At 61.3% G+C, this 26288-nt stretch carries 30 protein-coding genes, 1 tRNA gene, 1 pseudogene and 1 riboswitch; of the genes and pseudogenes, 21 read left to right on the top strand and 11 right to left on the bottom strand.

Features of this window, described 5'->3' with window-relative positions:
* Nucleotides 1–2: 2 nt before the first annotated feature.
* The 4 genes from QLG12_RS02800 to QLG12_RS02785 are packed head-to-tail and all read right to left on the bottom strand — an operon-like array spanning nucleotide 3 to nucleotide 2763.
* On the bottom strand, nucleotides 3–605 hold the full coding sequence (locus tag QLG12_RS02800) for a hypothetical protein (protein ID WP_197871619.1): 603 nt from the start codon (nucleotides 603–605) through the stop codon (nucleotides 3–5).
* Nucleotides 605–1900, bottom strand: a complete 1296-nt coding sequence (locus tag QLG12_RS02795) for a sialidase family protein (protein WP_197871618.1) — start codon at nucleotides 1898–1900, stop codon at nucleotides 605–607. Before QLG12_RS02795 ends, QLG12_RS02800 begins: the two co-directional genes overlap by 1 nt.
* Before the next feature lie 51 nt (nucleotides 1901–1951).
* Nucleotides 1952–2497: a cytochrome b/b6 domain-containing protein gene (locus QLG12_RS02790; protein WP_282473845.1), complete on the bottom strand. Its 546-nt coding sequence runs from the start codon at nucleotides 2495–2497 to the stop codon at nucleotides 1952–1954.
* Nucleotides 2497–2763, bottom strand: a complete 267-nt coding sequence (locus tag QLG12_RS02785; protein WP_114882494.1) for a PepSY domain-containing protein — start codon at nucleotides 2761–2763, stop codon at nucleotides 2497–2499. Before QLG12_RS02785 ends, QLG12_RS02790 begins: the two co-directional genes overlap by 1 nt.
* A 170-nt stretch (nucleotides 2764–2933) precedes the next feature.
* Here QLG12_RS02785 and QLG12_RS02780 point away from each other — a divergent pair, with 170 nt between their 5' ends.
* From QLG12_RS02780 to QLG12_RS02765, 4 genes are all read left to right on the top strand, one after another.
* The gene (locus QLG12_RS02780; RefSeq protein WP_197871614.1) at nucleotides 2934–3596 is read left to right on the top strand and encodes a response regulator; all 663 of its coding nucleotides are present in this window, start codon (nucleotides 2934–2936) and stop codon (nucleotides 3594–3596) included.
* Nucleotides 3593–4984 carry an ATP-binding protein gene (locus QLG12_RS02775; RefSeq protein WP_197871612.1) on the top strand — a complete coding sequence of 464 codons (1392 nt, stop codon included), beginning with the start codon at nucleotides 3593–3595 and terminating at the stop codon, nucleotides 4982–4984. Before QLG12_RS02780 ends, QLG12_RS02775 begins: the two co-directional genes overlap by 4 nt.
* Before the next feature lie 30 nt (nucleotides 4985–5014).
* Nucleotides 5015–5184, top strand: a riboswitch (yybP-ykoY riboswitch).
* Nucleotides 5185–5192: 8 nt separating this feature from the next.
* On the top strand, nucleotides 5193–5756 hold the full coding sequence (gene mntP / locus QLG12_RS02770) for a manganese efflux pump MntP (protein WP_197871610.1): 564 nt from the start codon (nucleotides 5193–5195) through the stop codon (nucleotides 5754–5756).
* A gap of 142 nt (nucleotides 5757–5898) precedes the next feature.
* A complete protein-coding gene (locus QLG12_RS02765; RefSeq protein WP_236194699.1) occupies nucleotides 5899–6873 on the top strand; it encodes an AraC family transcriptional regulator in 975 nt (324 codons plus the stop codon).
* Nucleotides 6874–6903: 30 nt separating this feature from the next.
* On the opposite strand, the gene QLG12_RS02760 is transcribed toward QLG12_RS02765, so the two are convergent.
* Nucleotides 6904–8811, bottom strand: coding sequence for a tyrosine-protein phosphatase (locus QLG12_RS02760; protein ID WP_282473844.1), 1908 nt, complete (start codon nucleotides 8809–8811; stop codon nucleotides 6904–6906).
* Between the two features lie 214 nt (nucleotides 8812–9025).
* Here QLG12_RS02760 and QLG12_RS02755 point away from each other — a divergent pair, with 214 nt between their 5' ends.
* From QLG12_RS02755 to QLG12_RS02735, 5 genes and pseudogenes are all read left to right on the top strand, one after another.
* The gene (locus QLG12_RS02755) at nucleotides 9026–9310 is read left to right on the top strand and encodes a DUF4880 domain-containing protein (protein WP_064381929.1); all 285 of its coding nucleotides are present in this window, start codon (nucleotides 9026–9028) and stop codon (nucleotides 9308–9310) included.
* A 111-nt stretch (nucleotides 9311–9421) separates the two neighbouring features.
* Entirely contained in the window at nucleotides 9422–9916 is a 495-nt protein-coding gene (locus QLG12_RS02750) for a PaaI family thioesterase (RefSeq protein ID WP_282473843.1), read from the top strand.
* Nucleotides 9917–9940: 24 nt separating this feature from the next.
* On the top strand, nucleotides 9941–10348 hold the full coding sequence (locus tag QLG12_RS02745; protein WP_282473842.1) for a RidA family protein: 408 nt from the start codon (nucleotides 9941–9943) through the stop codon (nucleotides 10346–10348).
* Between the two features lie 30 nt (nucleotides 10349–10378).
* Nucleotides 10379–11041: a glutathione S-transferase family protein gene (locus QLG12_RS02740; protein WP_282473841.1), complete on the top strand. Its 663-nt coding sequence runs from the start codon at nucleotides 10379–10381 to the stop codon at nucleotides 11039–11041.
* Nucleotides 11042–11061: 20 nt separating this feature from the next.
* Nucleotides 11062–11612: pseudogene (locus tag QLG12_RS02735) on the top strand (LysR substrate-binding domain-containing protein); the annotation flags it as partial.
* On the opposite strand, the gene QLG12_RS02730 reads toward QLG12_RS02735, so the two are convergent.
* The gene (locus QLG12_RS02730) at nucleotides 11594–12754 is read right to left on the bottom strand and encodes a radical SAM protein (RefSeq protein ID WP_282473840.1); all 1161 of its coding nucleotides are present in this window, start codon (nucleotides 12752–12754) and stop codon (nucleotides 11594–11596) included. The pseudogene QLG12_RS02735 and the gene QLG12_RS02730 overlap by 19 nt on opposite strands.
* Nucleotides 12755–12823: 69 nt before the next feature.
* Entirely contained in the window at nucleotides 12824–13771 is a 948-nt protein-coding gene (locus tag QLG12_RS02725) for a LysR family transcriptional regulator (RefSeq protein ID WP_197871596.1), read from the bottom strand.
* Nucleotides 13772–13917: 146 nt separating this feature from the next.
* Between QLG12_RS02725 and QLG12_RS02720 the strand changes: the two genes are divergently transcribed.
* The 3 genes from QLG12_RS02720 to leuD all read left to right on the top strand — a co-directional run bounded on the left by QLG12_RS02720 (nucleotide 13918) and on the right by leuD (nucleotide 16478).
* Entirely contained in the window at nucleotides 13918–14322 is a 405-nt protein-coding gene (locus QLG12_RS02720; protein WP_236194797.1) for a RidA family protein, read from the top strand.
* 122 nt (nucleotides 14323–14444) lie between these two features.
* The gene (leuC, locus tag QLG12_RS02715) at nucleotides 14445–15866 is read left to right on the top strand and encodes a 3-isopropylmalate dehydratase large subunit (protein ID WP_282473839.1); all 1422 of its coding nucleotides are present in this window, start codon (nucleotides 14445–14447) and stop codon (nucleotides 15864–15866) included.
* 3 nt (nucleotides 15867–15869) lie between these two features.
* Nucleotides 15870–16478, top strand: a complete 609-nt coding sequence (gene leuD, locus QLG12_RS02710; protein ID WP_236194704.1) for a 3-isopropylmalate dehydratase small subunit — start codon at nucleotides 15870–15872, stop codon at nucleotides 16476–16478.
* A 38-nt stretch (nucleotides 16479–16516) separates the two neighbouring features.
* On the opposite strand, the gene QLG12_RS02705 is transcribed toward leuD, so the two are convergent.
* Entirely contained in the window at nucleotides 16517–17434 is a 918-nt protein-coding gene (locus tag QLG12_RS02705; protein WP_197871590.1) for a LysR substrate-binding domain-containing protein, read from the bottom strand.
* 131 nt (nucleotides 17435–17565) lie between these two features.
* Between QLG12_RS02705 and QLG12_RS02700 the strand changes: the two genes are divergently transcribed.
* From QLG12_RS02700 to QLG12_RS02675, 6 genes are all read left to right on the top strand, one after another.
* The gene (locus QLG12_RS02700; RefSeq protein WP_282473838.1) at nucleotides 17566–18903 is read left to right on the top strand and encodes a 2-hydroxycarboxylate transporter family protein; all 1338 of its coding nucleotides are present in this window, start codon (nucleotides 17566–17568) and stop codon (nucleotides 18901–18903) included.
* 572 nt (nucleotides 18904–19475) lie between these two features.
* Entirely contained in the window at nucleotides 19476–19661 is a 186-nt protein-coding gene (locus tag QLG12_RS02695; protein ID WP_085688342.1) for a DUF1843 domain-containing protein, read from the top strand.
* A 34-nt stretch (nucleotides 19662–19695) separates the two neighbouring features.
* Entirely contained in the window at nucleotides 19696–20322 is a 627-nt protein-coding gene (locus QLG12_RS02690; protein ID WP_197871586.1) for a DUF1842 domain-containing protein, read from the top strand.
* A 39-nt stretch (nucleotides 20323–20361) separates the two neighbouring features.
* Nucleotides 20362–20940, top strand: a complete 579-nt coding sequence (locus QLG12_RS02685; protein ID WP_064381944.1) for a DUF1842 domain-containing protein — start codon at nucleotides 20362–20364, stop codon at nucleotides 20938–20940.
* Between the two features lie 103 nt (nucleotides 20941–21043).
* Nucleotides 21044–22507, top strand: coding sequence for a GDL motif peptide-associated radical SAM/SPASM maturase (locus QLG12_RS02680; RefSeq protein ID WP_282473837.1), 1464 nt, complete (start codon nucleotides 21044–21046; stop codon nucleotides 22505–22507).
* A gap of 226 nt (nucleotides 22508–22733) precedes the next feature.
* Nucleotides 22734–22808: transfer RNA gene (locus tag QLG12_RS02675), tRNA-Gln, on the top strand.
* A 51-nt stretch (nucleotides 22809–22859) separates the two neighbouring features.
* Here the strand turns inward: QLG12_RS02675 and QLG12_RS02670 are convergent.
* The 3 genes from QLG12_RS02670 to QLG12_RS02660 form a co-directional block, all read right to left on the bottom strand.
* A complete protein-coding gene (locus QLG12_RS02670) occupies nucleotides 22860–23252 on the bottom strand; it encodes a DUF1801 domain-containing protein (RefSeq protein ID WP_282473836.1) in 393 nt (130 codons plus the stop codon).
* Nucleotides 23253–23406: 154 nt separating this feature from the next.
* On the bottom strand, nucleotides 23407–23748 hold the full coding sequence (locus QLG12_RS02665; RefSeq protein ID WP_007955484.1) for a hypothetical protein: 342 nt from the start codon (nucleotides 23746–23748) through the stop codon (nucleotides 23407–23409).
* Nucleotides 23749–23834: 86 nt separating this feature from the next.
* Nucleotides 23835–24482, bottom strand: coding sequence for an ATPase (locus QLG12_RS02660; protein ID WP_282473835.1), 648 nt, complete (start codon nucleotides 24480–24482; stop codon nucleotides 23835–23837).
* 163 nt (nucleotides 24483–24645) lie between these two features.
* On the opposite strand from QLG12_RS02660, the gene QLG12_RS02655 reads away from it, so the two are divergent.
* The 3 genes from QLG12_RS02655 (at nucleotide 24646) to QLG12_RS02645 (ending at nucleotide 26282) form a co-directional block, all read left to right on the top strand.
* Nucleotides 24646–24891 (top strand): hypothetical protein, encoded by a 246-nt coding sequence (locus QLG12_RS02655; protein ID WP_085655376.1) that lies wholly within the window; start codon nucleotides 24646–24648, stop codon nucleotides 24889–24891.
* Nucleotides 24892–24942: 51 nt separating this feature from the next.
* Nucleotides 24943–25974 carry an NAD(P)-dependent alcohol dehydrogenase gene (locus QLG12_RS02650; protein ID WP_282473834.1) on the top strand — a complete coding sequence of 344 codons (1032 nt, stop codon included), beginning with the start codon at nucleotides 24943–24945 and terminating at the stop codon, nucleotides 25972–25974.
* A 146-nt stretch (nucleotides 25975–26120) separates the two neighbouring features.
* Nucleotides 26121–26282 (top strand): hypothetical protein, encoded by a 162-nt coding sequence (locus QLG12_RS02645; protein WP_197871576.1) that lies wholly within the window; start codon nucleotides 26121–26123, stop codon nucleotides 26280–26282.
* Nucleotides 26283–26288: the final 6 nt, after the last annotated feature.

Below are 26288 nucleotides of genomic sequence, written 5' to 3'. Positions count from 1 at the left end.
GTTTACCTCTGTGTTGTTCGTTGAGATGGCAGGAACTGCCACGCAGCCTTAATGCAAAGTCCGAATCCGGCGATCAGGCAATAACCCGCCAGCAGCGGATCGATCAGGTAATCCCAATAGTTTTCCGAAGGTTTGAGGCGCAGTGCGAATGCCAACGTGGCCAGGGCCAGCATCGCCACGCCCAGCGCATTACGCAGCCACAACAGCACCAGTGTCGCCAGCCCGACAACCACGATCATCGGTCGGGGATTGAAGCCCCAACGATAAGGATCGACATACGTCAGGCCCATCGTCGCCGGGTACAACAGCGCCGCCAGCACCACGAACAGTCCCAGAATCTGCACCCGTGTCAGCGGTTTCAGTTGAGGAACCACACCGAGGCGCAACAACGCGGCCCAGCCAAGAAACACCAGCGTGGTGATCGCCAGATCATCGGTAAAACTGCGCACATACGCCGCCAGTGGCAGGCCGCCCAGCGGAATGAAGCTGACCAGCGCCAGCGCCGGCAACAGCCACGGGCGCCAGCGTTGGGTGAATTGAAAGGAACCCAGCAGAACAAAACCGAGCAGGATGAAACTCAAATGGGCTTGCCAGAGAAACAGCATCACAGGCGCTCCGCCAGCCAGGCATCGTTGAAGCTGACATGTTTGATGAAGGTGTTGTTCCAGGAATAAACCAGGTGATAGAGGCCATCGCTGCCACGACTGAAGTAAGGGTATTCGTACTCGAATTCACAGCCTTCGGGCTTGCACACGCGGTAGTCGAGGTTACTCAGGAAACGTTGCTCCAGCGGCAGACGCTGCGCGCCACTTGAGGCGCGAAAGCCTTCACCGATGATTGCTTTGTAGGCCTCGGGCGAAAATGGTTGGCCGAGGGGATCGGGGGACTGGTCGAGTTCGATCACGTTGCGCCAATGGTTGAGGTCGGCATCGGTGCCGTACAGGCTGAGCTTGAAACGGCCGTCGCGCAGGTCATTGAGTGCCACCAGCAAACCGTCATCAGCCGTGCCCACCGCCGCCAGCGAAGAGTTGGGGTTGGCCGGTTCCAGCGGATACGGCTCGCTCCAGGTCTGCCCGGCGTCCTCGGTGCGGCTGGCCAGTACCTTGTGATGGGTTTCACCGGCATAACGCAGCATCGCCACGGCGCGGCGTTCGTCCTGCGGCACGATGGTCGGTTGCAGCGAATGCTTGCCTCGGCTGATGCGGAATTTGTCGATCACGGCGCCGTCCGCACTCAGGTACAGGTACTCGGCGAATTTGCCCATGAATTCGTGGTACACCGGCAGCCCGATGGAGCCGTCGGCATGGAACACCGGCGCGGCGCGCACCAGTGTGCTGATGTTGAAGAACGGCGAGGTGATCAGCTGTCGCGGCGCCGTCCAGTTGCGCCCCAGGTCATCGGAGACCATCACGTTGATCGCACTGGTGGCCCAGCCGCCGACGGACACCGACACGTAGAACATCCACAAGCGCTGATCCGGCGCGAGGGCGATCACCGGATTACCGAGTTTACGGATGTAGCGCTGGGTGCCGGCGACGGTCGATTCGCGGGTGGCCAGCACCTGTTCGGCGCCCCACTCCGCGGTTTTGGCGTTGAAACGCGCAGTGCGGATCTGCACGTCGGCGGCGCCTTCGCGGGAGCCGGCAAACCACACCGCCATCAGGTCGCCGCCGGGCAACGCGGTGACCGACGACGAATGCACGAAATCATCGAGTTCCGAGGAGACAAAACGGCTGCTGTACAACGGCTCGGCAGCGTTCGCCGAGGCCTTATTGGCAGGCGCTTCCACCGCAAACGGCGCCAGCACATGTTCCGGGTGACTGCGCCACGCCGCGATAAAAATCAGGCTCACGGCGAGCGCGGCGACAACGAATCTCAAGCGAAAGGACAAGGCACGCATAGGCAGCTCATGGCAGTTACGAGATGGCAAACCATCGAAAGAACATCCCTGTCACTGGCCCGTGTCGTCCGGCAAGCGACGCCGGCGCCCGGTGAGCATCGACAACGGCAGGTTGTCGCGCACTTGAAAACTCTCAAACAGCGCCGCCGCGATGTGCACGATGACCAGCGCCAGCAAGGCGTCAGCGGCGGTTTCGTGGACTTGCAGCGGCCAGTCGGCACCCCAGAGGGCATCGATTTCTTCCATGGCCCAGCCGCTGAGGCCGACGGTCAGCATCGCCAGCAGCATCGCGATCATCACCAGTGCGCCGATCGGTGAATGCCCGAGACGATGCTCGGGCCGCCCGGCGATCAGCGACCGGGCATGGGCTGCCAGCCGTGACGGCGTCGGCCAGAAGTCCGACCAGCGCGCACTGCGCGGCCCGACGAATCCCCACACCAGACGCACCAGCAGCCAGCCCATGGCGTAATAACCGAGCCAGACATGCCAGTCGTCACCGGCTTCATTGAAGAAGTAGTTGGCGGCAAAGACCCCGGCGATGGACAGGTGAAACACCCGCACCAGCGGATCCCAGAGGCGCAGGGACTCGCGTGGCATCAGCCCTTGATCTCGGTTTTCACCGCTTTGCCGCTGACCGGATCGTGGTAGATCTCGACCTTGCGCTTGTCCTTGTCGAAGCCGTAGATCTCGTAGCAGTTGCCATCGGTGACCTTGAACTTGCTGATTTCATAGCCCTGGGATTTCAGTTGTTCCTGAAACGCCTTCTGGTCCTGCCACTGCGAACGTTCGGCCGTGGTGCATTGCGGGCCGGCGACGGCCAGGGGGCTGGCGACAATCAGGGACAACAGCACAAGTTTGCGCATGGAAGCACTCTCGCTGGATGGGAAAGGCCTCACTGTGCAAAACCAAGCTTAATGAAAGCTTAGTTGGCAACGAGTCGTTACATCTTCGCCGCCACAAGGGCTGCCACGGCAGCAAAGCGAGCGGCATGATGCCGCCGATCACGCGCCCGATTTCCCACAGAGAACATGCCATGCGCCTACTTCTGGTCGAAGATGACCACGCCCTCGGCCAGGGCATCCGCGTCGCCCTGAGCAACGAGGGCTACACCCTCGACTGGCTGCAGGATGGCGTCAGTGCGCTGCACGCGTTGCGCAGCGAAAGCTTCGATCTGTTGCTGCTCGACCTCGGCCTGCCAAGGCTCGACGGGCTGACGCTGCTGCAACAATTGCGGGCCACGCAACACGATTTGCCGGTGCTGATCCTTACCGCCCGCGACGGCACCGCCGAACGCATCGCCGGGCTGGACGCCGGGGCTGACGATTATCTGGTCAAACCGTTCGATGTCGATGAACTCAAGGCGCGCATCCGCGCTCTGTTGCGACGCAGTCAGGGCCGTGCGCAACCGGTGCTGGAGCACGCCGGCGTCTGTCTCGACCCGATCAGCCAACAGGTCATCTGGCAGGGCAACAACATAGTGGTCACGCCGATGGAATATCAATTGCTGCATCAACTGATGGCCCGCCCCGGCAAGGTCGTCACCCGCGAGCGCCTGTCGCGCACCTTGTACGGCTGGCAGGAACGGGTCGAAAGCAACACGCTGGAAGTGCTGATCCACAATCTGCGCAAGAAACTGTCCGCCGAATTGATCCGCACCGTGCGCGGCGTGGGTTACGTCTTGGAGCTCAAGCCATGAACTCGATCCGCGCGCGGATTCTGCTTCCAGTGCTGATGATCGTGCTGCTCGGCGATGTGCTGATCAGTTGGGCAGTGCTGCGCTACAGCCACCACGAAATCGAAGAAATCTACGACGCCCAACTGGCGCAGAGTGCCCGCCTGCTGCAAGGCGTGCTGGCCCAGCGTGCACCCGGCGACAATGATTGGGAGCGACTGCATCAGGCCTTCGACGAAGCGATGAGCCGAGTCGGCGATGGTGAGGCGGCGCATCCTTACGAGACGCGGTTGACCTTTCAGGTCTGGCGCAACGACGGCCAGTTGCTGATGCGCTCGGCCGAAGCCCCGATACTTGATGCGCCGCCCGCTACCCTCGGCGCCCATGACTTGATGGAAAACGGGCGCGACTGGTGCGCCTTCCTGCTCAAGGACCCGCGACAGGACTTGCTGATCTGGGTCGGCGAACGCGACGACATTCGCCAGGACCTGATCACCCGTATCGTCGGCCATACCCTATGGCCGAGCCTGATCGGCGTACCGCTGCTGGCCACCCTGATCTGGCTGACCATCGGCTGGGGTTTGCAGCCGTTGCGGGCCATGGCCCGGTCGATTCGCGGCCGCGACACCGAGACCCTGAAACCGCTGCACCTGAGCCCCCTGCCCCAAGATCTGGAACCCATGCAGACCGCGCTCAATCGCTTGCTGCAACAGATCGACAGCCTGCTCGCGCGGGAGCGACGCTTTATCGCCGATGCCGCCCATGAGCTGCGCACGCCGCTGGCGATCCTGCGGATTCATGCGCAAAACGCGCAATGGGCCAACACCCCGCAACAACGCGAAGAAGCACTGGAGTTTCTGGTCAGCGCCGTAGACCGCGCCACGCGCATTGCCAGCCAATTGCTGACCATGGCGCGTATCGAACCGCGTCTGGCGTCCCCGCAAAACTCCCGCGTAGAACTGACCGCGCTGGTGCGCGAGGAACTGGCCGAACTGACGCCGCTGGCCCTGGAAAAAGACGTCGAACTGATCCTCGACAGCGATCATCACTGCCCGGTCGACACCGATCCGGTGGCGTTGGCGATCGCTCTGCAAAATCTGGTAACCAATGCGCTGAATTTCGCCCCGCCCGGCAGCGAGGTGCGGATTCAGGTGCAACCACAGGCCTGCGGTGCGGTGTCGATCAGCGTCGAAGATGCCGGCCCCGGCATCGATGAGCAGCAATATGCGCGGTTGTTCGAACGTTTCTACAGTGAGGGCCACGCCAATGGCGCAGGTCTCGGGCTAGCCATCGTGCAGATGATCGTGAGCAAGATCGGCAGCACCTTGCAGCTGTACAACCGACCTCAGGGCGGGCTGTGCGCCGAGCTGCGAATTCCTCCGGGATCAACAGAACCTGCGCCGGGCATTTAACGAAATTTTCATGTTTGCCTCCCTATGATCCCGGGCCTCGTTGGGGAGTAACCTGCTTCCGAGCCCCTCGGAAGCGTTCGTATCAACATATTCGGCAACATGCCGTGGTGCGAACACCTTCTGGTTGGTGAGACCGACGACACATCCATGCCGCAAGTCGGGCGTGTGGTTGTGTCGTTGACTCATAGCCCGACTGGAAGTATTGCCCGTGAATCCTGTTTCCCTGATCTTCCTCGCACTCGCCATGTCCACGGATGCCTTCGCGGCCGCCATCGGCAAGGGCTCAAGCCTGCACAAACCCCGCCTCACCGAAGCCCTGCGCACCGGCCTGATTTTTGGTGTCATCGAAGCGATCACCCCGATCATCGGCTGGCTGATCGGCCAGGCCGCCACTCGCTGGGTGGCGCAGTGGGACCACTGGATCGCCTTCACCCTGCTGGTCGCGCTGGGCCTGCACATGATCTACAACGGCCTCAAGCATGAGGAAGCGGAAGAAGAAAAACCCGGTCAGCACTCGTTCTTCATTCTCGCCGTCACTGCCGTGGCCACCAGCATCGATGCGCTGGCCGTCGGTGTCGGCCTGGCGTTCGTCGATGTGAATATCTGGGTGGCCGCGGCTGCCATTGGCCTGGCGACCATGACCATGGTTACCATTGGCGTGATGCTCGGTCGGGTGCTGGGCTCCGTGGTCGGCAAGCGTGCGGAAATCGTCGGTGGCGTGGTGCTGATGATCGTCGGCGCGACGATTCTCTACGAACACCTTTCGGCCTGATCCCAAGTACCGATGCCAGGGCGTTTGCCAGCGCCCCGGCAGCGGTGCGGCAAGGCGTAATCCGTTTGTGTCATGTCGCTGTCATTCGGGGCTGCTAACGTCGTCGCGCCTCTTCGCCCCGACTGCCAAGGTGACCCTCCCGGTGTACTCAAGCCCGACGCGCCAGACCATCATTCTCAGATCCGCCGACATGTCCTGCGACGACTTCGGTGCTTTGTTCTCTCGCATGTTCGGCAATCGTTATGGCGATACACCGCCGCCGCCCAAGGACATCATCATTGGCGGCGTCTACGGCCGGCACGACGGGGTCAGTTTCCGGCGCATGCATTACCGGGGCGACTTCACCGTGGCGTTCCCCGAGCCCTACGACGAAATCACCTTTGTCATTCCCACCGCCGGCAGGATCATCTTCAACGATTCGACCGAGTCGCTGGGTCTGCCGCATATCGGGCTGGCCATCGACAAGGCGGATCTGCATTCGATGCGCTTCGTCGACAATCATGCCCAACACGGCATGTCGATCAGCCGCGCAGCACTCACCGAAAGACTGTCGTCACTGCTGGGCCGACCGATCGTGCACAAGCTGCATTTCGAGCCGAGGGTGGACCTCAACAGCCCGGCGTTTCAGGGTATTCGCGCATTGATCGATCTGGCCACCGGCACCGAGTTCGACCTGTTGTTGAACGCCGGTTCGCTGATGCCGTCACGCCTGAGGGAGATGTTGGTGGACGCAGTGCTGGAAGCCTGGCCGCACAATTTCAGCGAAGCGTTGCGCCGCCCCGAAGCATCGATTGCACCTCGACATGTGAAACAGGCCATCGAATACATTCAGGCGCATCCCGAGCAACTGGTCAGCGGGACGGATCTGGCGGGGCTGGTGAATGTCAGTCTGCGGGCCTTGCAAGAAGGCTTCCGGCGGTTCATCGGCACCTCGATTGTCGCGTACCAGCGGCAGGTGCGACTGGAGCGTGCTTGCGATGCGCTGAAACGAGGTGAGTCGTCATCGGTGACCGATGTGGCTCTGCAGTACGGATTCAGCAACGTCGGCCGGTTCTGCCAATACTTTCAGGACGCCTACGGCGTGAGCCCCGCAGAAATGCGAAAAGGACTGCGCTGAGGCAGTCCTTTTTCTTCATCTTCAGATTGGTCAGAACTGGTAACTGGCCTTGAGCCCGCCGTTGAAGCCGTGGCTATCACCGCCGCCGCTGGCACCGACTTCAGCACGCAGGCTCAGGGCGCCAAGGCTGGCCATCAGGTTGACGCCACCACTGAACTGATCGCGGTTGTCGAACGCCGCGCGTTGTTCGATATCCAGCCCCAGCAGATGGCCTTCGCTGTCGACCTGATGATCGCCCAGCACACGCTCGTAACCGACCCGCACGCCCGGCACCAGTTGCCACGCGCCCATGGGCATCGGGGCGAACCAGACGTCGAGATTGGCCACGGCGCTGCGGCGGGTTTGCTGGATGTCGTCAACGTCGAGGGCCAGTTCGCTGCCCTTCTCCTGGAAGCCCGACAGGTCCAGGCGGCTGACCCGCACGCCCAGGCTCGGCTCCAGAATCACAGTGCTCAACGGCAAGCGATACCCCAGAGCCAGGGTGGCGCCGCTGAGATTGCCATGAGTGTCACCCTTCGCCGAGCCGAGGCCACCGCCGAGGTCGCGCTTGCTGTCGTAGTCGACGTAACCGGCGCTGATATTGGCATCGGCAAACAGGCCACGTTCCAGGCTGGTGAAGCCATAACGGGCACCCAGATTGAGGAAGGTGAAATCCGTATCGGCCTCGCCGCCCGCCCCGCCGACAGTGCCTTTGCTGTAACCGATCCCGCCGCGAGCGCTGAGTTGTTCGGAGAAGCGCTGGGTGACGCCGACCATCAGGCCCTGACTGTGTTCGTTGCTGCTTTGCGCATGGGCCGAGCCGTCGGTGCCCAGGTAACCGGCGAGCGCGGTGCTCCACAAGCGGTATTGACCGACCTTGAGGTCAGTGCCGCTGGCGAATGGCGCGGCGGCCTGTTCGATCATTGCGTTCTGAAGCAGCAAGTAACTGGCGGCATCCGCATGGACCTGACCGCCCACGGTGGATTCAACGCCGCCAAGGGTGCCGGCGTCGATGGCCGATTGCAGGTAGTAGTTGTAGGCGCTGTAAGTGCCCGACAGCTTGCTGTTCTGCAATTCCTGCAACAGCTGCGCACCGGCGGCAGCGTTGCCGAGCATGCCGGCCTGACCGGGCAGGCTGTTGTACTCGACCATTTTGCCGCGCAGCACATAGATCGTTTCCTGGGACAGACCCAGCCCCTGCTTGAGGTAGTTGTCCATGCTGCCGTATTGCGCGGTCACCTGATCCAGACCGGCTTGCAGGTAACTGGCCTCCACACCCAGCAGCGGCGCGTAAACCGCGGCCATGCTCGGCGGCATCATCGCCAGGGTCTTGGCCACCCGTGCAGAGGTGTAGTCGTTGGTCGCCAGGTAATTGCTCATGATCGTGGCGTTGTCGACCCCGGCGATGCTTTGCAGCACGGCGGCGGTCCAGCCGGTGCGGTCCTTGCCGGCGGTGCAATGGAACAACGCGGCGCCGTCGACACCGGCCAGTTCGTTGAACAGCACGCCCAGCTGCCCGCGCATGCCGGCGTCGCTGACAAATGCGCGGTTGGTTTCCTGCATCATCGCAATCGCATCGGCGGCACTTTTGAACGAGACCGTGGTGATGTTCGCGCCCGAGGTGGTGGCGCCGATGATGTCGATGTTCTGGTAGGTCGCCCCGCTGATCATTGTGTCCGGCGTGGCCGCAATTTCGCTTGGGGTGCGCAAGTCGTAAAAGGCCTTGATGCCCAGACCGTTGAGGGTCGCCAGATCCGACGCCGTCGGCGTCAGCGCATTGGAGCGGTAGAACACCCCGGCGCGCATCGTGCCGTCATGGGTCGTGGAGTAAGCCGTGGTAATACCGGCGATATCGCGGAAGTTGTCGATGCCCTGCAGGCGCGGGGTAGCAAGGTCTGCCGCGTGGGCGGCGATGGACAGACTCAACACGGACAGCGAACACAGAAAACGTGGAAACACGATGCAGCCTCATTGAAAACCGGTTGGGCTGCCCACTATCTGCAAGGTAATGTGACTGAATATGACAAAACGTCGAAGACAGCCAATCCCGGCGCGATCTGTCCTTCGGCTGCGCGTTCTGTCCGTCAAACGGGCTAAATCCCCGCCGACATTTGACGTTTTTTTTGCAAGAGTCAGGGTAAAGTGCCCTCACCGGCCAACCTGGAAGCAGTCAATGAACCTCCAAAACCCTCAAGACGCCGATGATGAAATCCTCAATCAAGCGGCGCACTGGTGCCTGCGTCTGCAAGATGAAACCTGCACGCCTGACGAGCGTCAGGCGTTTCAGCAATGGATTCAGAGCAGCCCGCGCCACGCCTTCGAATACGCGAAGATGCTTGAGGTCTGGGAATTGAGCGATCAATTGCCCGACGAGCACGACAAATCGAAAAAACGCAAAGCCACCAGCCTGCCGTGCAGTTTTGAAGAGTTTCAACGCAACTTGACGCAGCGGGGCTAGCATCGCGCCGGCCGACGCAAACGGCATCACCACTCATCCTCGGCAACGCATTGTCCTGGTTCGGGGTTAGAATCCGCGCGGTTCAGCTAACAGTTTAAGGATGACTCCGGCATGGCCACCCCCGACACCTCCCTGCAAGACACCGCCGCCCCCGAGGGCGTTTGTTTCGGCTGCGGCAGCAGCAACCCGCACGGTTTGCACATCAAGAGTTTCTGGCACGAAGACGGTGTGCACGTCATGGCCGAGCACGTGCCCGAAGCCAAATACTGCGGCTGGCCGGAGCTGGTCTACGGCGGCCTGATCGCGATGCTGGTGGACTGCCATTCCAACTGGACGGCGATGGCTTATCACTACCGCGACGAGCAACGCGAACCCGAAAGCCAGCCACGCATCAACTGCGTCACCGGCCACCTCGGCATCAAGTTCATCAAGCCAACGCCGATGGGCGTACCGCTGACGTTGAAGGCCAAAGTCGAAGGAGAAGTCGGACGCAAGACCCGGGTGATCTGCGAGGTCTACGCCGGGGATGTGCTGACGGCGGTGGGTGATTCGGTGTTCGTCAGGGTGGATACCGAGCAGTTGGCGGCGGCCGCGCACGGTCGCTGAAATCCGTGATTGAAGGAAAACACGATGCCCGATCGCAAAATCATCATCCCCGACTCCATGAAAATCATCGTCGAACGCGCCGGCTACGCCCCGGCGGTTCTGGTCGGCGACACACTTTATTGCGCCGGCCAGGTGGGCCGCACCGCTGATCTGCAAGTCATCGAAGACCCCGAGCAGCAATTCATCCGCGCCTGGGAAAACCTCGAGGAGGTGCTACAGGCCGGTGGCTGCACGTTCAATGATGTGGTGGAGATGACCACTTATCACGTCGAGATGAGCCGGCACATGCCGGTGTTTCGCGAAGTGAAAAACCGCGTGTTCCCCAAAGGCTTCTGCGCCTGGACCTGCATCGGTGTCAGCGAACTGGCCCATCCGGGGCTGCTGGTGGAAATCAAATGCGTGGCGGTGCGCAGGCGCGCTATACCTGAGTAACGCCATTCCCCCTCATCGAGGTGTTGAACGATGGACTTGAGCCTCTATTACCACCCGTTGTCGTCCTACTGCCATAAGGCGCTGATCGCCCTCTACGAACACGGCGTCGCCTTCGAAAAACGCCTGATCGATCTGTCCAGCGAAGCCGAACGGGCCGAGCTTCAGGCGTTGTGGCCGCTGGTCAAATTCCCGGTACTGCGCGATCAAGCGCGCCAGCGCACAGTGCCGGAATCGAGCGTGATCATCGAGTACCTGGACCATCAACCTGGGCAGTCGCAGCGACTGGTTCCCGAGGACTGGGAGATCGCACTTGAGGTGCGTCTGTGGGACCGGTTCTTCGATCATTACGTGATGACGCCGATGCAGCAGATCGTCGCCGACCGCATCCAGTCCGCCAATGGCGACCTGAGCAGTCAGCGGGCGCTGCTGGCCACGGCGTACGGCATGCTCGAACAGCAACTCGCCGACCGCGAATGGATCGCCAGCGCAGAGTTCAGCCTGGCCGATTGCTCCGCCGCACCGGCCCTGTTCTACGCCAGCACACTGGTGCCGTTTGCCGCCGAGCAACCGCGCCTGAGCGCCTACTTCGAACGGCTGGTGCAGCGCCCGTCGTTCAGTCGGGTCATCGAAGAAGCCAAACCGTGGTTCGACTTCTATCCCTTTGCCGAGGCCCTGCCGCAACGTTTCCGCTGAGGCTCAGGTTTACGCCGGCTCTGCTCAGCACCAGCCAGGCCATGCTGCAGCAACTGTCGGTGGGCATCCGGCGGCTGGGGCAATACCAGAAACCCAATCAACGGGTGCTCAACACCACGCCGGCGTTTGCCCTGCACTGGCTGCCGCGTCTGGCGGAATTCCGCTGTCAGCATCCGAATGTGGATCTGTGGATTTTCAGCACCGATGAGGTGCCGGACATGGCGACCCAGACCATCACGGCGAGCGGGAAATGGACTGGAGCCATTGGGCGGTGGAATCGGGGATCGATGTCGGCCAGCAGGATCAGGGCTTGAACTTCTCTGATCCGGGCCTGCTGCTGGACGCGGCATGTTCAGGTCTGGGGATTGCACTGGTCAGTCAGTTGCTCAGCCGCCAGGCGCAACAAAACGGTTTGTTGCAGCCACTGGTGGAACAAACCATTCGCGGCCCGAACTGGGCGCTGCTGACGCATCGCGACAGCGAGAACGACCCGATGGCGCGATGCTTCAGTCAATGGCTGACAACTCAGCTGGCAGAACCCGACCCGCAGGTTCAGACCGCCGTGAAATGACCGGCGCCGAGCCGGCCTTCCAGTCGACCGAACAGTACGTAATGCTGATAACCGCTGGTGAAGGCACCCGTGGAAATCGCATTCCTGACGTCCTGATTCATATGCAGATATTGCGCTTCGTCGAAGTTCTCGGCACTGACTTCGCCATTGCGACCAAGCCTGTCGCTGTCGACTGGCAACCCCATGATCGTGCGTCGCTGAAAGTCGATGATCCGGTTGACGGCGTGACTTTCGAGCGGTCCCCGGTTGGAGTGCGCCGAGTAGATGTGCAATCCGTTGTTCGCGCAGCGATTGCACATGTCGATGCAGTTCGACTGAGTGGACTTGCGTTCGGTCAGTTGCGCCAGCGGCATATCCAGGTATTTGCCCACCTGATATTCGGTCTGATTGAAAATCGAACAACACAGGATGGTGTTGCCATTGCAGTCGAGCACCAGCCAGTCATCCTTGAGCGTGCAGGCCTGCTGAGGGTACTGGCGAACCAGATTGACCAGGTCGTCGTAGGGCGGCAGCGCGAGTCGCTGCAGGGTCTCGCGATCAGTGTCGGTCACCGACGGGGCGCGCTCGATCAGCGCCAGCGTCTTCTCCAGCGGCATCATCACTGAATAGCCAGTCGAGAACTCGAAGCCAAGACGCTGGCTGAATTCGCGCATCAGCCCTTCTTCTTCCATGTTGTCCAGGTAGCGGTGGTAATAGACCTCGATCCGCGTGTTCAAGCCATGTTGCTGCTTGAGCTCATGCAGTTTGATCATGTTGGCCTTCACGACCTCAATGTCACCGCCCACGTGTCCCTGTTCGTACGTCTGCTGATAAAACCCGGACAGCGAGATACGGAAGAACCATGGATTGGCGAGCATCGCCGTCTCCATGTTTTTCGCCAGATTCAGGTTGGAACTGATGCCGCTGCGCAAACCGGCGGCATTGATGATCTCGACAAATTCGCCGATCCGCGGGTGGATCAACGGCTCGGTCCAGTTATAAAGAAAAATCGACTCGACCCCTTCGTTTCGGGCCTTCTCGACGATCTGCCTGAACATGTCAACTTGCATGGCTTTCTTGAAGTTAACGTTTTCCGAGTTACCCATCGGACACGAAGGGCAGCTCAAATTGCACGCGCCGACAATATCGATGTACATATTCATTGCGAGTGACGCTCCTGGGGTGAATAGCGGTGCATCCAGACTGTCGACTTTTGTGATTGCCGTTATTCGCTATTTTTTTGACAGTCCGAGAGCGCCGCGAGCAAGTTCCGCGCCATTGGCACGCTTGGCCATCAATTCCACGATCCAATCGATAAATACCCGCAGCTTTTGGCTGATATGCCGGTTCGGCGGGTACGCAACGTACAGCGGCATCGGGTCAAGCGCCCAGCCCTCGAACAACGCCACCAACTCACCCCGGGCCTCATGCTCCGCCGACATGTAGCGCGGCAGCCAGAGCACACCGAGCCCGGCGAGGCCTGCCGCCAGATAGGCGTTGCCGTCATCGACCGCCAGGACATGCCGGCCCTTGATCAGCAGATTTTCGGTTGCGTTGCGCAAGGCGTAAGGCACCGGCCTGCCGGTGCGCGCCCAGAGGAAACCGACCACCCGGTGATGGCTGTCTTCCAGTTCCAGGGGATGCGTCGGGGTGCCGGCCCGGGCCAGATAGCTCGGCGCGGCATAAACACCCAGCTCAAGATCGGCGACCCGACGGGCCATCAATGACTGGTCCCGCAGCTCCCCGCCGCGGATCACGCAATCGACGTTTTCATCGATGATGTCGACGATCCGGTCGCTGACACCCATGTCGATCTGGATCTCCGGATATCGCGCACAGAACTCGGGCAGTGCCGGCACCAGAATCAGATTGGCCAAGGGGCTGGGTACGTCGACTCGCAAGCGCCCCTTCGGCTGGGTCGCCGCGCCGGGAAGGCTGGTTTCGGCGTCGTCCATGTCCGCGAGTAACCTGATCACCCGCTCGTAATACACCGCACCGTCCGCCGTGACGTTGACCTTGCGCGTGGTCCGGTTGAGCAACTTCACTCGCAGCCGCGCCTCCAGTTGCTGAATCAGCTGGGTCACGGTGGTCTTGCTCATGTGCAGGGTTTCGGCAGCCTTGGTGAAACTGCCCGCCTCCACCACCCGGGCGAAGGCTTGCATCGCGTCAAAACGGTCCATATCCCACCTCTGATAGCGGCTCGATTGTTTGGTATTAACAAACAGTGATCGCCAAGGTTGCGCGTTTATCGCGCCGAGGCAAGTCCCTAGAGTTTCTCCATCACAGGTTTTCAACCCATTGAAGGAGACACCCTATGACCCGTGCCCTGCCAAAACGCGACGTGGTTTTCCCGCCTGGACGCCATGCCCTTTACGAGCGCAATCGCTACTCCCCGGCGGTCCGTTCCAACGGTTTTCTGTTCGTCTCCGGCCAGGTCGGCAGCCTCGAGGACGGCTCGCCGGAACCGGATCTCAAGCAACAGGTGCGACTGGCCTTCACCAACCTCAATGCGATTCTCGGCGCGGCCGGCGGCAGCTTCGATGACGTGGTGGACGTGACGGTGTTCATGGTCGACCCGCAATCGACCTTCGCAACCATCTGGGAAGTGGTGCCCGAGTTCTGGGGCGAGGCACCGCACCCGACCATTACGGCGGTGGGCGTGACGTGGCTGTATGGCTTTCAGTTCGAGATCAAGGTGATTGCCAGGTTGCCGGAGGAGACACGGGCGTAGGCTTGCGGCAATTGCTCACAATCCGTGTTTAACGGCTTTACTGAAGCGCTCTTGATGCCATTTCCGCGATCAATATGCTGGCGTCATGTTGTTTTTGCCCCGGCCAGAAAAGAGCGCAAGCCATGCCCAGCCCGAGAACGCTGTACCAGAAGCACATCGACAGTCACACCGTCTGCACCCTCGACGATCAGGGCCACGTGCTGCTTTACATCGATCGCCAGGTCGCCAACGAATACACCAGCCCGCAAGCCTTCAGCGGCCTGCGTGATGCCGGGCGCACGGTGTGGCGGCCCGGGGCGACGCTGGCGGTGGTCGATCATGTGAACCCCACCGCACCGAAACGCATCGCAACCATGCCTGACGCCGGGGGCGCGCGTCAGGTGTCGTACTTCGAAGAAAACTGCCGCGACTTCGGCATCGAGCTGTTCGATGTACTGGACAAGCGCCAGGGCATCGAACACGTCGTGGCGCCGGAACAGGGTTTCATTCTGCCCGGCATGGTGGTTGCGGCCGGTGACAGCCACACCACCACTTACGGCGCATTGGGCGCCTTCGGTTTCGGCATCGGCACCTCGGAAATCGAGCACCTGCTGCCGACCCAGACGCTGGTCTACAAACGCCTGAAAACCTTGCGGGTAACGGTCAACGGCGAACTGGCCGAGGGCGTCACGTCCAAGGACATCATCATGGCGCTGATCGAAAAGATCGGCGCGTCCGGCGCCACCGGTTACGCCATCGAATTCACCGGCCCGGCCATCAGCGCCCTCAGCGTCGAGGCGCGCATGACCATCTGTAACATGGCCGTCGAGGCCGGCGCGCGGGGTGCGTTCATGGCGCCGGACGACAAGGTGTTCGCCTACCTGCAACACAAGCCACGTGCGCCCAAGGGCAAGGTCTGGGAACAGGCTGTCGAGCGCTGGAAAACCCTGCACAGCGACGAGGGTGCGGTGTTCGATCGCGAAGTCAGCCTTGATGTCGCCGGGCTGGAGCCGATGGTGACCTGGGGCACCAGCCCCGATCAGTCCGCGCCGATCAAAGGACACGTGCCGGACCCGGCCGCTCAGCCCGATCCGATCCTGCGTCAGGGCCTGCAACGCGCCCTGGACTACATGGGCCTGACACCCGGCATGCCGCTGAACGAAGTGACAATCAGCCATGCCTTCATCGGTTCCTGCACCAATGCGCGGATCGAAGATTTGCGTGATGTCGCCCGCGTGGTGCGCGGCAAGCGTGTGGCGGCCCACGTGCGGGCGATGATCGTTCCAGGCTCAACGCTGGTGCGCAATCAGGCCGAGGACGAAGGCCTGGCGCAGATCTTTCTCGACGCGGGATTCGAATGGCGGCAATCGGGTTGCTCGATGTGCCTGGCGATGAACGACGACGTGCTGGCGCCGGGTGATCGCTGTGCGTCGAGCACCAATCGCAACTTCGAAGGCCGTCAGGGCGCCGGTGCGCGCACCCACCTGATGAGCCCGGCGATGGTCGCCGCCGCCGCCATCAGCGGCCATTTGACTGACGTGCGCACCATCGCGCTGGAGGCTTGAACCATGCAACCTTTCGACACCGTCAGCGGCAGCGCCGCACCGTTTCTCGCGTCCAACATCGACACCGACGTGATCATGCCCAAGCAGTTTCTCAAGGGCATTGATCGTCAGGGGCTGGATCGCGGGCTGTTCTTCGATCTGCGCTTTCTCGCTTCCGGCGAACCCAACCCTGAATTCGTGCTCAACCAGCCGGCCTGGCAGGACGCGACGTTTCTGGTGACCGGCCCCAACTTCGGTTGCGGTTCCAGCCGCGAACACGCGGTATGGGGCTTGAAGCAAGTGGGAATCCGGGCCTTGATCGGCACCACCTTCGCCGGGATTTTTTACGACAACTGCCAGCGCAATGGTGTGTTGGCGATTCAGCTGGACGACGCGCAGTTCAAGCGTGTAGCCGAGGCGATCAGCGTTACGGCGACCGCGCGGATCAGCGTGAATCTGGCGCAGCAAACCATTGAGTTGGCGGACGGCACGCTGATCGAATTCGAGATCGATCAGTTGCGCAAGCAATCGCTGCTGCTGGGGCTGGACGCCATCGGCACCACGCTGCAACGCACCGAGCAGATCCGCGCCTTTGAGGCACGGCATCTGGCGGACAATCCCTGGCTGGGTTGATGGCAAAAAAAACGGGCGGTTCATTGAACCGCCCGCTTTTACTCCAAGGACAAATCGCGGAAGTATTCTTCCAGAAACTCCACGCATACGCGCAATTTCGCCGACTCGCTGAGCCGGGTCGGATAGACTGCCCAGACGTTGGCGCTCTGGGTGTAGTCGTCCAGCACCTGCACCAGCCTGCCCTGCTCGAGCATCGGTTTGACGTCCCACATCGAGCGCAACAGAATCCCTGCGCCGCTCAAGGCCCACTCCAGCACGATCTCGCCGCTGTTGGAGGACAACGGGCCATTCACCCGCACCGTTTCTTCCTGTCCGTCCTTGCTCAGGGTCCAGATGCCGAACGCGTTGTTGCGCTCCTTGAGCACCAGACAATCGTGGTCTTTCAGGTCTTCGAGAGATTGCGGCGTGCCCCGGCGTTCGAGGTATTCCGGCGTGGCGCACAGCACGCGCCGGTTGCTCACCAGTTTGCGCGCCAGATGCTGGCCCGGCAGGTCATCGCCGACGAGGATCTCCAGGTCGAAGCCCTCGCCCACCAGATCGACCACCCGGTCGAACACATCGAGCCGAATGTCGAGTTTCGGGCACGCGCGGGACAACTGGCTGATCGCCGGCGCTACATGATTGCGGCCGAAACCGAAACTGCTGCAAATGTGCAGCGACCCCGCCGGCTGGTGTCGGGCCTGGGAAATCTCGCCGAGGAACTGATCGAAATCCCCCAGCAGTTTCTCCGCCCAGATCCGCACCCGCTCGCCATCGTCGGTCAGCGCAATGCGCCGGGTGGTGCGGTGCAACAGCTTGGTGGCCAGCGTGGTTTCCAGCACCGAGATGCGTTTGCTGACGTAGGCCGGTGAGAAGCCCAACTCGTCGGCGGCGCTGGCAAAGCTGTTCTTGCGAATGACGGTGAGGAACACCTTGAGGTCTTCGGGCAAGGGAAATTGGTCACGATTCGTGTTCATAGGCCGCATGCTTCCGCTGTTTATCACGCATTTTGCGAAGGATACCATCGAATCACCGCCTCACCACCCGAGCCCGGTGCACCGTGGTTTCCCGTCAATCCTCGATAAAAACAAACATGAGGACATGCGTCATGAGCGACTCCCTTGAGCAATCCCTGAACGTCGACGGCCCGCGCGCCGGCGGCTTCATCCAGCGCCTGCGCAGCTATGAGATCGGCGTGATTCCGCTGCCGATCTTCCTCGGCATCGCCGTGATCGTGTTTCTGTCGGCCCACCTCGGCTTTCTGCCGAAGAACATGATCGGTGGACTGGCCGTGATCATGACCATGGGCGTGTTCTTCGGCCAGATGGGCTCGCGTCTGCCGATCCTGCGGGAAATCGGTGGCGGCGCCATCCTGTGCCTGATGTTGCCGTCGGTGCTGGTGTTCTACGGCTTCTTCGGCGCGCCGACGATCGATGCGACCAAAATGCTGATGAAGGAGGCCAACTTCCTGTACTTCGTGATCGCCAGCCTGGTAGTCGGCAGCATCCTGGGCATGAGCAGGTTCATTCTGGTCCAGGGCATGATCCGCATGTTCATCCCCTTGCTGGCCGGCACCCTGGCCGCCGTCGCGAGCGGGCTGATCGTCGGCAAGCTCGCCGGGTACAGCGTCTACCACACGTTCTTTTTCATCATCGTGCCGATCATCGGCGGCGGCATCGGCGAAGGCATCCTGCCGTTGTCCCTGGCCTATTCGGCGATCCTCGGCGGCACGCCGGACATCTACGTCGCGCAACTGGTCCCGGCGGCCGTGGTCGGCAACATTGCAGCGATCATCTGCGCCGGTTACTTGGCACGGCTGGCGCTGAAGCGCCCGGCAATCAATGGTGAAGGTGCACTGATCCGGGCCCGGGCCGAGAACGACAAATTCAAGGTCAAGGAAGAAACCGGCTCCAGCATCGACCTGCGGGTCATGGGCGCCGGGGTGCTGGTGATCTGCACGTTCTTCGTGCTCGGTGGCCTGCTGGAAAAGGTCGTCGGGATTCCGGGTCCGGTGATGATGATTCTCGCGGCGGTGCTGTTCAAATACGTACGCGTGTTGCCGGAGAAACTGGAAAAAGGTGCGCAGTCTTTCTACAAACTGGTGTCCGCCGCCTTCATCTGGCCGGTCATGATTGGCCTGGGCATGCTGTACGTGCCGCTCGACAGCGTGGTGAAGGTGTTTTCGATCGGCTATGTGCTGGTGTGCCTCAGCGTGGTGGTGTCGATGACCGTCGCCGGTTTTTTCATTGGCAACCTGATGAAGATGTTCCCCATTGAATCGGCCATTGTGACCTGCTGCCACAGCGGTCTGGGCGGCACCGGCGACGTCGCGATCCTGTCGGCCTCGAACCGGATGTCGCTGATGCCCTTCGCGCAGATTTCCACCCGGATCGGCGGCGCCTCGACGGTGATTCTGGCGACGCTGTTGCTCGGTTTCTTTGCCTGAACACTGGATCAATGCCAAGTGATAGCCGTTGCGGTGGCGCACACCGCAACGGCCAGAATGACCGTTCGGCGCTTTTTCTGGCAGCCCTGCACAAACGGGTCTAGGGTTGCGTAGCTGGCGAAATGCTGGCCACTTGGCAAACGTCGCTCGACGAGCGCCATCAGCGGCACTGGAAAAAAATCAGGGATGGTTTTTGTGCTTGCGCGGGTATTGCACTCTTGAAGAGTGAACGACCTATCCCTGTGTTTCGTTGCTTTCTATCAAGGACAGAAAGATGACCAACGTACAGGCGAGATTCCCCCGTTTGCCCCACCGGCAACCCCCTTCATTGACGCCCGAGGCCAGACCCGACGGTTTTGGCTGACGACGCTTGCGCGTGAGCCGGCGCTGCGGCGTCGCCCCTGCGCGAACCGAATTTGCGGATTGATCAGATCCCGACGGATCAGGCTGTCACGTCACCGAGAATCCCGGCTGCCGGTGATTCTGGCGGATGTCGTTCGCCTGCCTGTCAGGAAAGGCGCCCCTTCTGCGCAAGGGGTCGAGCGGCACACACCCACGAGGAAGACCTCGATATGACCGGTTCAAACCACAACATCCCGCCCTACGGCGTCGCCATCCAGAGCGCGATCACCGGCGGCGATCTGCAGCAGATGAAGACTTTGTTGAAGCAGCGCGATTCAACGAAGCCGGAAGCGAAGGAGCTACAAACCGCGTACGAAAACCTGGCCAAAGAAGTTTCTCGACTGGAAAAACCTTAAGGCCGATTCCCACACTGCAATGGAGGCAATCAACATGTCAGCTACTCAGCAAAATGTCGGCTTGTTCCCGGTGAGCTACCGGATCGGTACGGGCCAGCCGGGGGCGCAGAATCTTGCGCTGAACCTGCTGGTATCCACGCCACAGCAGCATGTCACCGGCAACGCCGCCGTGACGCAGGCGACCAATCCGCCGCTCGACATCGACTCGGACGTCTGGGGCGAATACACCTACATGACGGTGATGAAGCCCGGTGTCAGCAAGATCCTGATCACCGCCCAGGGCAACCATGGCGGCCCCGGCTCCAACTCGATCATCAACTTCAAGATCCACCTGGTGGTCGGCACCGACTGGCGCGAAGGCGTGGCCAACTATGAGTACTTCGACGGCCAGCGCTGGCACGAAATCAACAACGTGCCGGCGCATCTGCTGGAGGTGCCCTCGAACGTCCTTCAGCCGTTCAATCCCGGCCCGGTGATCGAGCCGCACAAACCGGTCCTGCCGCTGTATGCCGCGCCGATTCAGGGCGCTATCGCCAGCGGTGACCTGGCCCAAATGAAGAGCCTGTCCGCACAGGCCAGACAGCAGCTGGAGCAATTGCCGCAATTACGCATAGCGGTGGACGCCGCCAAGACAGAAATCAGCCGCTCGCAAAGTCGCTGATCGGCTACTGGAACCCCTACTTTCACAAGGAGCAGCATCATGTCGATCGGACTTTTTCACACCCGCCTCATCGCCAGCAATTCACTGCTGGGCGCACCGGTTCTGACCCTCGATATCGTGGTCGATACTGTCCGCAAAAAAGTCAGCGGCACCGCGAGCGTGTTTCAAAGCACCTGGCCTCCGGTCAACTTCCATGCCCGGGTCTGGGGCGATTATTCCGAGGCCAGGCTGACGCCGTCGGCCGAGAATTACATCATTCTCACCCTCGACGGCAGCCCGAGCGGTCCGCTGAGTCAGATCGCCCAGACCTTCCACCTCAAAGGCATTCTGGGCGACTGGACCAGCGGCTTTGTCGATTACCGCTACAACGAAGGCGGCCAGTGGCAGGACGTGCGGCACGTCGCCGTGCATCAGGCACCAAGTGTCGAGCCACTGCCGCCCGAGCATCACGTCCAGCCGCTGTATGCCGTGGCCGTGCAAACGGCACAGGCCAGCGGTGATCTGGCGCAGTTGAAAGTCGCTGTGCAGCAAGGCGAGCAACAGCTGGCCCACGAGGGCGCCTTGCGCAGTGCCCTTGAGCAGTTGAATGCGGAAATCGCGCGACTGGAAGCACGCTAAGTCGTACGGCCCGGGCGCGGTCCTGGATGACCGCGCCCGGTCTTCCAGCCCATCGAGGTCAGTCCAATCGTGCCGCGCACAGGCCCGTGCGCAAGGATCTCCCATGACAGACAACCGCCCTGCCCGCTACCTCAGCGACACCGATCTCAAACGCTACGTGCCGGTGCACGTGGTCTGGGAAATCACCCTCGCCTGCGACCTCAAGTGTCTGCATTGCGGCTCCCGCGCGGGGCATCGGCGTCCCGATGAACTCAACACCCGCGAATGCCTCGAGGTAATCGATTCCCTCGCCGCCCTCGGCACCCGCGAGATCACCCTGATCGGCGGCGAAGCCTATCTGCGCAAGGACTGGACGCAACTGATCCGCGCCATCCACGACCACGGCATGTACTGCGCGATCCAGACCGGCGGGCGCAACCTGACCCCGGCGAAGATGCAGGCAGCGGTCGATGCCGGGCTCGACGGGGTCGGCATTTCCCTGGACGGACTCGCGCCGCTGCACGACAAGGTGCGCAATGTGCCCGGCTCGTTCGACAAGGCTGTGGACACCCTGTGCCGGGCCAAGGCGTCGGGGCTGGCGGTGAGCGTCAACACCCAGATCGGCGCGGCCACGTTGCCGGACCTGCCGGAGCTGATGGACACCATCATCGAGCTCGGCGCCACCCATTGGCAGATCCAGATCACGGTGGCCATGGGCAACGCCGTCGACCATCCGGAACTGCTGCTCCAGCCGTATAAGCTGCTGGAAGTGATGCCGCTGCTGGCCCGGTTGTACCGCGAAGGGCTGGATCGCGGATTGCTGATGAACGTCGGCAATAACATCGGTTATTACGGCCCTTACGAACATCTGTGGCGCGGCTTCGGTGACGAGCGCGTGCACTGGAGCGGCTGCGCGGCCGGCCAGACCGTACTGGCGCTGGAAGCGGACGGCACGGTGAAAGGTTGCCCGTCACTGGCCACCGTCGGGTTTTCCGGCGGCAACGTGCGCAACATGAGCCTGCACGACATCTGGCATTACAGCGAAGGCATGCACTTCGGCCGCCTGCGCTCGGTCGATGACCTGTGGGGCTACTGCCGAAGCTGCTATTACAACGACGTCTGCCGGGGCGGCTGCACCTGGACGTCGCACTCGCTGTTGGGCAAACCCGGCAACAATCCTTACTGCCACTACCGGACCCTGGAATTGCAGAAACAGGGTTTGCGCGAGCGCATCGTCAAAGTCGAAGACGCCGCCCAGCGCTCGTTTGCGGTCGGACGTTTTGACCTGATCACTGAACGCATCGACACCGGCGAAAAAGTCAGCAGCGTCAGCGACAGCGGACAAGTGATCAAACTGGCCTGGATCAATCAGGGCCAGTCGTCCCCCGAGGAAGGACGCCTGCCGACGCAACTGGCCCTGTGCCGCGACTGCCTGCAATACATTCAGCCGCACGAATCGATTTGCCCGCACTGCCACGCCGACGTCGCCGCCGCCGAGGCCCGGCACCTGACCGACCGGGCGCGGCAGCAGGCGATCATGAAAACGTTGACCGGTTTGCTGGCGGGAGTGCCGGGTTCATTGAGATGAGACGGCTGCAGTGCCGTTCGCCCGTCTTTCGGGCTTCATCGGTCGCTCTGATTCTCGGGGCAATCGTTGAAAAAGCCCGAAAAACCTGACCGGCGCTGCCATTCGGGAAATAAGTAGCTGTTTTCCATGAAATTTATTGGCTTGAGGGGTTCACAGAACGAAAGAGCGCTGGTAAAGTGCCGCCCACTGTTGCAGAGGTCCTCCCGGGACTGAAACCAATAGCTACAGGGGCGTCGCCAAGCGGTAAGGCAGCAGGTTTTGATCCTGCCATGCGTTGGTTCGAATCCAGCCGCCCCTGCCATTTTCTTCCTCGTTTCACCCTCCTCCGCTTTACCTCCGCCTCAACGGCAAATCACTTCTTTGAATTCAATGTACTAGCCGAACGCAACAGCGCTTTCAGAGCCTTGGCATCGATCTTGTCGTCTTCGTGAATATCAATCGCCCGCCGGGTATTGCCCTCCAGACTGGCGTTGAACAGTCCTGACGGATCCTCCAGCGCCGCGCCTTTGGCGAAGGTCATTTTCACCACGGCCTTGTAGGTTTCCCCGGTGCAGATGATGCCGTTGTGTGACCAGACCGGAACGCCGCGCCACTTCCACTCCTCGACGACCTCCGGGTCCGCCTCATGAATGATTGCGCGGATCTCGGCCAGCTTCTGGCCGCGCCAGTCGTTCAGCTCCTTGATTCTTGCGTCGATCAGCACAGAGGGTTTCTCAGTCGCCGCGCCGCTACTGTCCTTCTTCATATCCCTGTTCTCCCGAAAACCTTTTCCGCTATCCAGCGTAGCGCCGGCTGCGCCAAACGCCGGGCAAAAAAAAGCCCCGCAAGGTGCGGGGCAAAGGAATTGGTTGGTTGCGGCCAACCAAAGGAGCATCGTCAAAAGCGTTAACCGTCAGGCGTTACAGGCACTCCTGGGCAGCCCGTTCAAAACTCGACGGCATGAAACTCGACGCCAGCAAGTGGCGCTCATACAAAAACACCTTGCCGCCGTCCTGTGCCTTGTAGGCTTCCAGGACGTTGTCCGCCGCCACCTTGCTCGGTACCACGATCCGGTAGCTACGCTGGGTCTGCGACACGGTCGGGTTCAGCGCACTGCCCTGCAGTTTCGGCACCACGCATTCGGCGTACTGGGCAGGCGTCTTGTGCGTCTGCAGGGTCAGCGTCGGGTCGTTCGGCGCAGAGGCGCAAGCGGTCAGCAACAAACTGGCAGAAGCCATGGCAGGGATAAAAAAGGCACGCATGGATAAAATCCTGAAAATAAAAGGTTCGGTTCTTCGGCAACGTTCAGTGTCACGGGCACTGCCGTTGCCGTTTTTGCTTTAGGTGTTCAGCCTGCACTCACCAGGGCCTTGAGCGAGTCATCGAACTGCTTCAAGGCACTCAGTTGCAGGTCGCGCTGCTGTTCGATCCCGGCAGCGATTTCGGGCGCTGCCTTGTTGTGTACCCACACCGTCGGCAGTTGCTTCTCCACCGCGCCTTCGGCCTTGCCGATGTATTGCAGGTTGGCGTCGTAGAAGCGTGCGGCGAACCGCGCTTCGACCTGACTGTTGCGTTGGGTCAGCAGACGGTTGTGGGTGTCGAGCATCACCACCACGTCCGGATGAGCCTGCACCAGCGCATCGAGGCTGTCGTAGACGGTCACCGAGAGAAACTGCTGTTGCAGCGAACTCATCAGCCAGTCGATGGCCAGTTCCGGGTCGGAGCTGTCGACGAAGGCGTCACGGATTCGCGCATCGAGCGCATCCTTGGCACCGTTCACCGCCACATCGTGGTAACGCTCGAGGTATTGCAGGTTATCCAGAGTGTTTTCGCTGTACAGCACACCGACGGTTTGCGAGTGCTGCAGCGCGGCGCTGCTGGCGGCGACGGGCAGAAAGTGGCACGAGTTGGCATCGTCTGCGTAAGCCGGGGCTACGGTAGCGGCCACCCCGCCCATCAGCAGGGCGACTACAGCCAGTCGGGTCAAAGTCTTCATCGCGCAATTCCTTCAGCGGCGTATTCGATGGAGGCGATTTTCCGCCCATCGGCGCCAAAGCAGAACTTGCGTTTCTTGATGGTCACTATTACTTGAACCAATAGTTGCGCGGCGTGCAGACTGCTGCACACTCAATCACAACGAAAACAGATGAGGATTACCCGTGCGAACCTTTGACCTGATCCGCGATGCCGTCCTGCCCGAATTCCGCGACCGGGTGGCCGAATACCTGGTCGAATACGAAACCGTGCTGGGCCAGTCAGCAAACGATTCAGAGTCGGTGCGGGCCGTGGCCAATCAGTTGCGCGGTTATCTGCGCGGCCTCAATACCACGCGAGTGCTGGGCATGGCGGATTGGGAAGAGCTCGACCGGCGCGTGCTGAACACCTGGCTAGCGCCTGCTCGATGACACGCTAGACTCTTCAGGCTGCGCCCGCAGCGCCAGACCTGGAGGTGTCCCATGAGCAATAGCACCGAACCCACGACATTCACCGGCTGGGCCGCCACTTCGGCCGGCGCACCGCTGGAGCGCTTCAGTTACGACCCCGGCCCGCTGGGAGATGAAGAGGTCGAAGTCGCCGTGGAGTACTGCGGCGTCTGTCACTCCGACCAGTCGCTGATCGACAACGACTGGGGCATCAGCCAATACCCGTTCATTCCCGGCCATGAAGTGGTCGGCCGCATCGTGCGCACAGGCCCGCAGGTGCGCGGCCTCGAAGTCGGCCAACGCGTTGGGATCGGCTGGTACAAGGGCAGCTGCATGCATTGCTCGTCCTGCATCGGCGGTTCCCATCACCTTTGCGCCACCGCCAAACCGACGATCATCGGCAGCCATGGCGGATTCGCCGATCGCCTTCGCACCCACTGGGCCTGGGCGCTGAAACTCCCGGACAATCTCGACCCGGCACTCGCCGGCCCGCTGTTCTGCGCCGGTTCCACGGTCTTCAATCCGCTGGTGGAATTCGACATCAAGCCGACCGACCGGGTCGGCGTGGTGGGTATCGGCGGCCTCGGTCACCTGGCGCTGCGTTTTCTCAATGCCTGGGGTTGCGACGTTACTGCCTTCACCTCCTCTCTGAGCAAACAGGACGAAGCCAAACGCCTCGGCGCCCACAAGGTCGTCGCCTCGACCGACAGCGAAGCGCTGAAAGCGATTGCCGGCACCCTCGACTTTCTGCTGATCACCGCCAACGCCAACCTCGACTGGACGACCATGCTCGCCACCCTGCGCGGCAAAGGCCGGCTGCACTTCGTCGGCATCGTGCCCGACGCGATTCCGGTGCACGTATTCAATCTCATCCCGCAACAGAAATCCCTGTCAGCCTCCCCGGTCGGCTCGCCCGCCACGGCAGCGACCATGCTGGAATTCTGCGCGCGGCATCAGATCCTGCCGCAGGTCGAGGAATTTCCGATGAGCAAGGTCAATGAGGCGGTTGACCATCTGCGCAGCGGCAAGGCGCGGTACCGGATTGTGTTGAACGCCAGCAAATGAAGGATTTGGCGCGCCGACTGTCATCGGCGCGTCACTTGCCTCACATAGAAGCTGATTGCATTAATAAATAAAAATCAGTATTTATCGTTATAAAAATCTCGGCGTACTCTCAGCTCATCCCGTCATCTAACACAGTGAAGTGCGCCATGAAACCGACTGACAACCTGATCGACTTCGCCGTCTACCGCAAACGCCGCCACGCCCAGCAACAGGCCCGGCTGATGTGGGAAATGTATGCGCGCAATGCCGGTTATCAGCCTTGGCAGTGGGTGCAGGCCGCGCGTTCCAGCGAGACGCGTCAAGCGTGAACGCGC

Origin of the sequence: Pseudomonas sp. V88_4 (genome assembly GCF_029967985.1) — a bacterium.
In the GTDB taxonomy this organism is placed as follows: domain Bacteria; phylum Pseudomonadota; class Gammaproteobacteria; order Pseudomonadales; family Pseudomonadaceae; genus Aquipseudomonas; species Aquipseudomonas glycinae.
This window is presented reverse-complemented; position numbering and strand designations above follow the sequence as displayed.

What these genes read in the sequence shown, in the direction of transcription:
- leuC (WP_282473839.1), top strand. Translation starts at nt 14,445, where the DNA reads ATGCCCAGCCCGAGAACGCTGTACCAGAAGCACATCGACAGTCACACC.
- QLG12_RS02705 (WP_197871590.1), bottom strand. Translation starts at nt 17,434, where the DNA reads ATGAACACGAATCGTGACCAATTTCCCTTGCCCGAAGACCTCAAGGTG.
- QLG12_RS02755 (WP_064381929.1), top strand. Translation starts at nt 9,026, where the DNA reads ATGAACCTCCAAAACCCTCAAGACGCCGATGATGAAATCCTCAATCAA.
- QLG12_RS02790 (WP_282473845.1), bottom strand. Translation starts at nt 2,497, where the DNA reads ATGCCACGCGAGTCCCTGCGCCTCTGGGATCCGCTGGTGCGGGTGTTT.
- QLG12_RS02725 (WP_197871596.1), bottom strand. Translation starts at nt 13,771, where the DNA reads ATGGACCGTTTTGACGCGATGCAAGCCTTCGCCCGGGTGGTGGAGGCG.
- QLG12_RS02700 (WP_282473838.1), top strand. Translation starts at nt 17,566, where the DNA reads ATGAGCGACTCCCTTGAGCAATCCCTGAACGTCGACGGCCCGCGCGCC.
- QLG12_RS02665 (WP_007955484.1), bottom strand. Translation starts at nt 23,748, where the DNA reads ATGCGTGCCTTTTTTATCCCTGCCATGGCTTCTGCCAGTTTGTTGCTG.
- QLG12_RS02785 (WP_114882494.1), bottom strand. Translation starts at nt 2,763, where the DNA reads ATGCGCAAACTTGTGCTGTTGTCCCTGATTGTCGCCAGCCCCCTGGCC.
- leuD (WP_236194704.1), top strand. Translation starts at nt 15,870, where the DNA reads ATGCAACCTTTCGACACCGTCAGCGGCAGCGCCGCACCGTTTCTCGCG.
- QLG12_RS02650 (WP_282473834.1), top strand. Translation starts at nt 24,943, where the DNA reads ATGAGCAATAGCACCGAACCCACGACATTCACCGGCTGGGCCGCCACT.
- QLG12_RS02680 (WP_282473837.1), top strand. Translation starts at nt 21,044, where the DNA reads ATGACAGACAACCGCCCTGCCCGCTACCTCAGCGACACCGATCTCAAA.
- QLG12_RS02730 (WP_282473840.1), bottom strand. Translation starts at nt 12,754, where the DNA reads ATGAATATGTACATCGATATTGTCGGCGCGTGCAATTTGAGCTGCCCT.
- QLG12_RS02745 (WP_282473842.1), top strand. Translation starts at nt 9,941, where the DNA reads ATGCCCGATCGCAAAATCATCATCCCCGACTCCATGAAAATCATCGTC.
- QLG12_RS02660 (WP_282473835.1), bottom strand. Translation starts at nt 24,482, where the DNA reads ATGAAGACTTTGACCCGACTGGCTGTAGTCGCCCTGCTGATGGGCGGG.
- QLG12_RS02645 (WP_197871576.1), top strand. Translation starts at nt 26,121, where the DNA reads ATGAAACCGACTGACAACCTGATCGACTTCGCCGTCTACCGCAAACGC.
- QLG12_RS02775 (WP_197871612.1), top strand. Translation starts at nt 3,593, where the DNA reads ATGAACTCGATCCGCGCGCGGATTCTGCTTCCAGTGCTGATGATCGTG.
- QLG12_RS02695 (WP_085688342.1), top strand. Translation starts at nt 19,476, where the DNA reads ATGACCGGTTCAAACCACAACATCCCGCCCTACGGCGTCGCCATCCAG.
- QLG12_RS02800 (WP_197871619.1), bottom strand. Translation starts at nt 605, where the DNA reads ATGCTGTTTCTCTGGCAAGCCCATTTGAGTTTCATCCTGCTCGGTTTT.
- QLG12_RS02740 (WP_282473841.1), top strand. Translation starts at nt 10,379, where the DNA reads ATGGACTTGAGCCTCTATTACCACCCGTTGTCGTCCTACTGCCATAAG.
- QLG12_RS02750 (WP_282473843.1), top strand. Translation starts at nt 9,422, where the DNA reads ATGGCCACCCCCGACACCTCCCTGCAAGACACCGCCGCCCCCGAGGGC.
- QLG12_RS02780 (WP_197871614.1), top strand. Translation starts at nt 2,934, where the DNA reads ATGCGCCTACTTCTGGTCGAAGATGACCACGCCCTCGGCCAGGGCATC.
- QLG12_RS02670 (WP_282473836.1), bottom strand. Translation starts at nt 23,252, where the DNA reads ATGAAGAAGGACAGTAGCGGCGCGGCGACTGAGAAACCCTCTGTGCTG.
- QLG12_RS02685 (WP_064381944.1), top strand. Translation starts at nt 20,362, where the DNA reads ATGTCGATCGGACTTTTTCACACCCGCCTCATCGCCAGCAATTCACTG.
- QLG12_RS02690 (WP_197871586.1), top strand. Translation starts at nt 19,696, where the DNA reads ATGTCAGCTACTCAGCAAAATGTCGGCTTGTTCCCGGTGAGCTACCGG.
- QLG12_RS02795 (WP_197871618.1), bottom strand. Translation starts at nt 1,900, where the DNA reads ATGCGTGCCTTGTCCTTTCGCTTGAGATTCGTTGTCGCCGCGCTCGCC.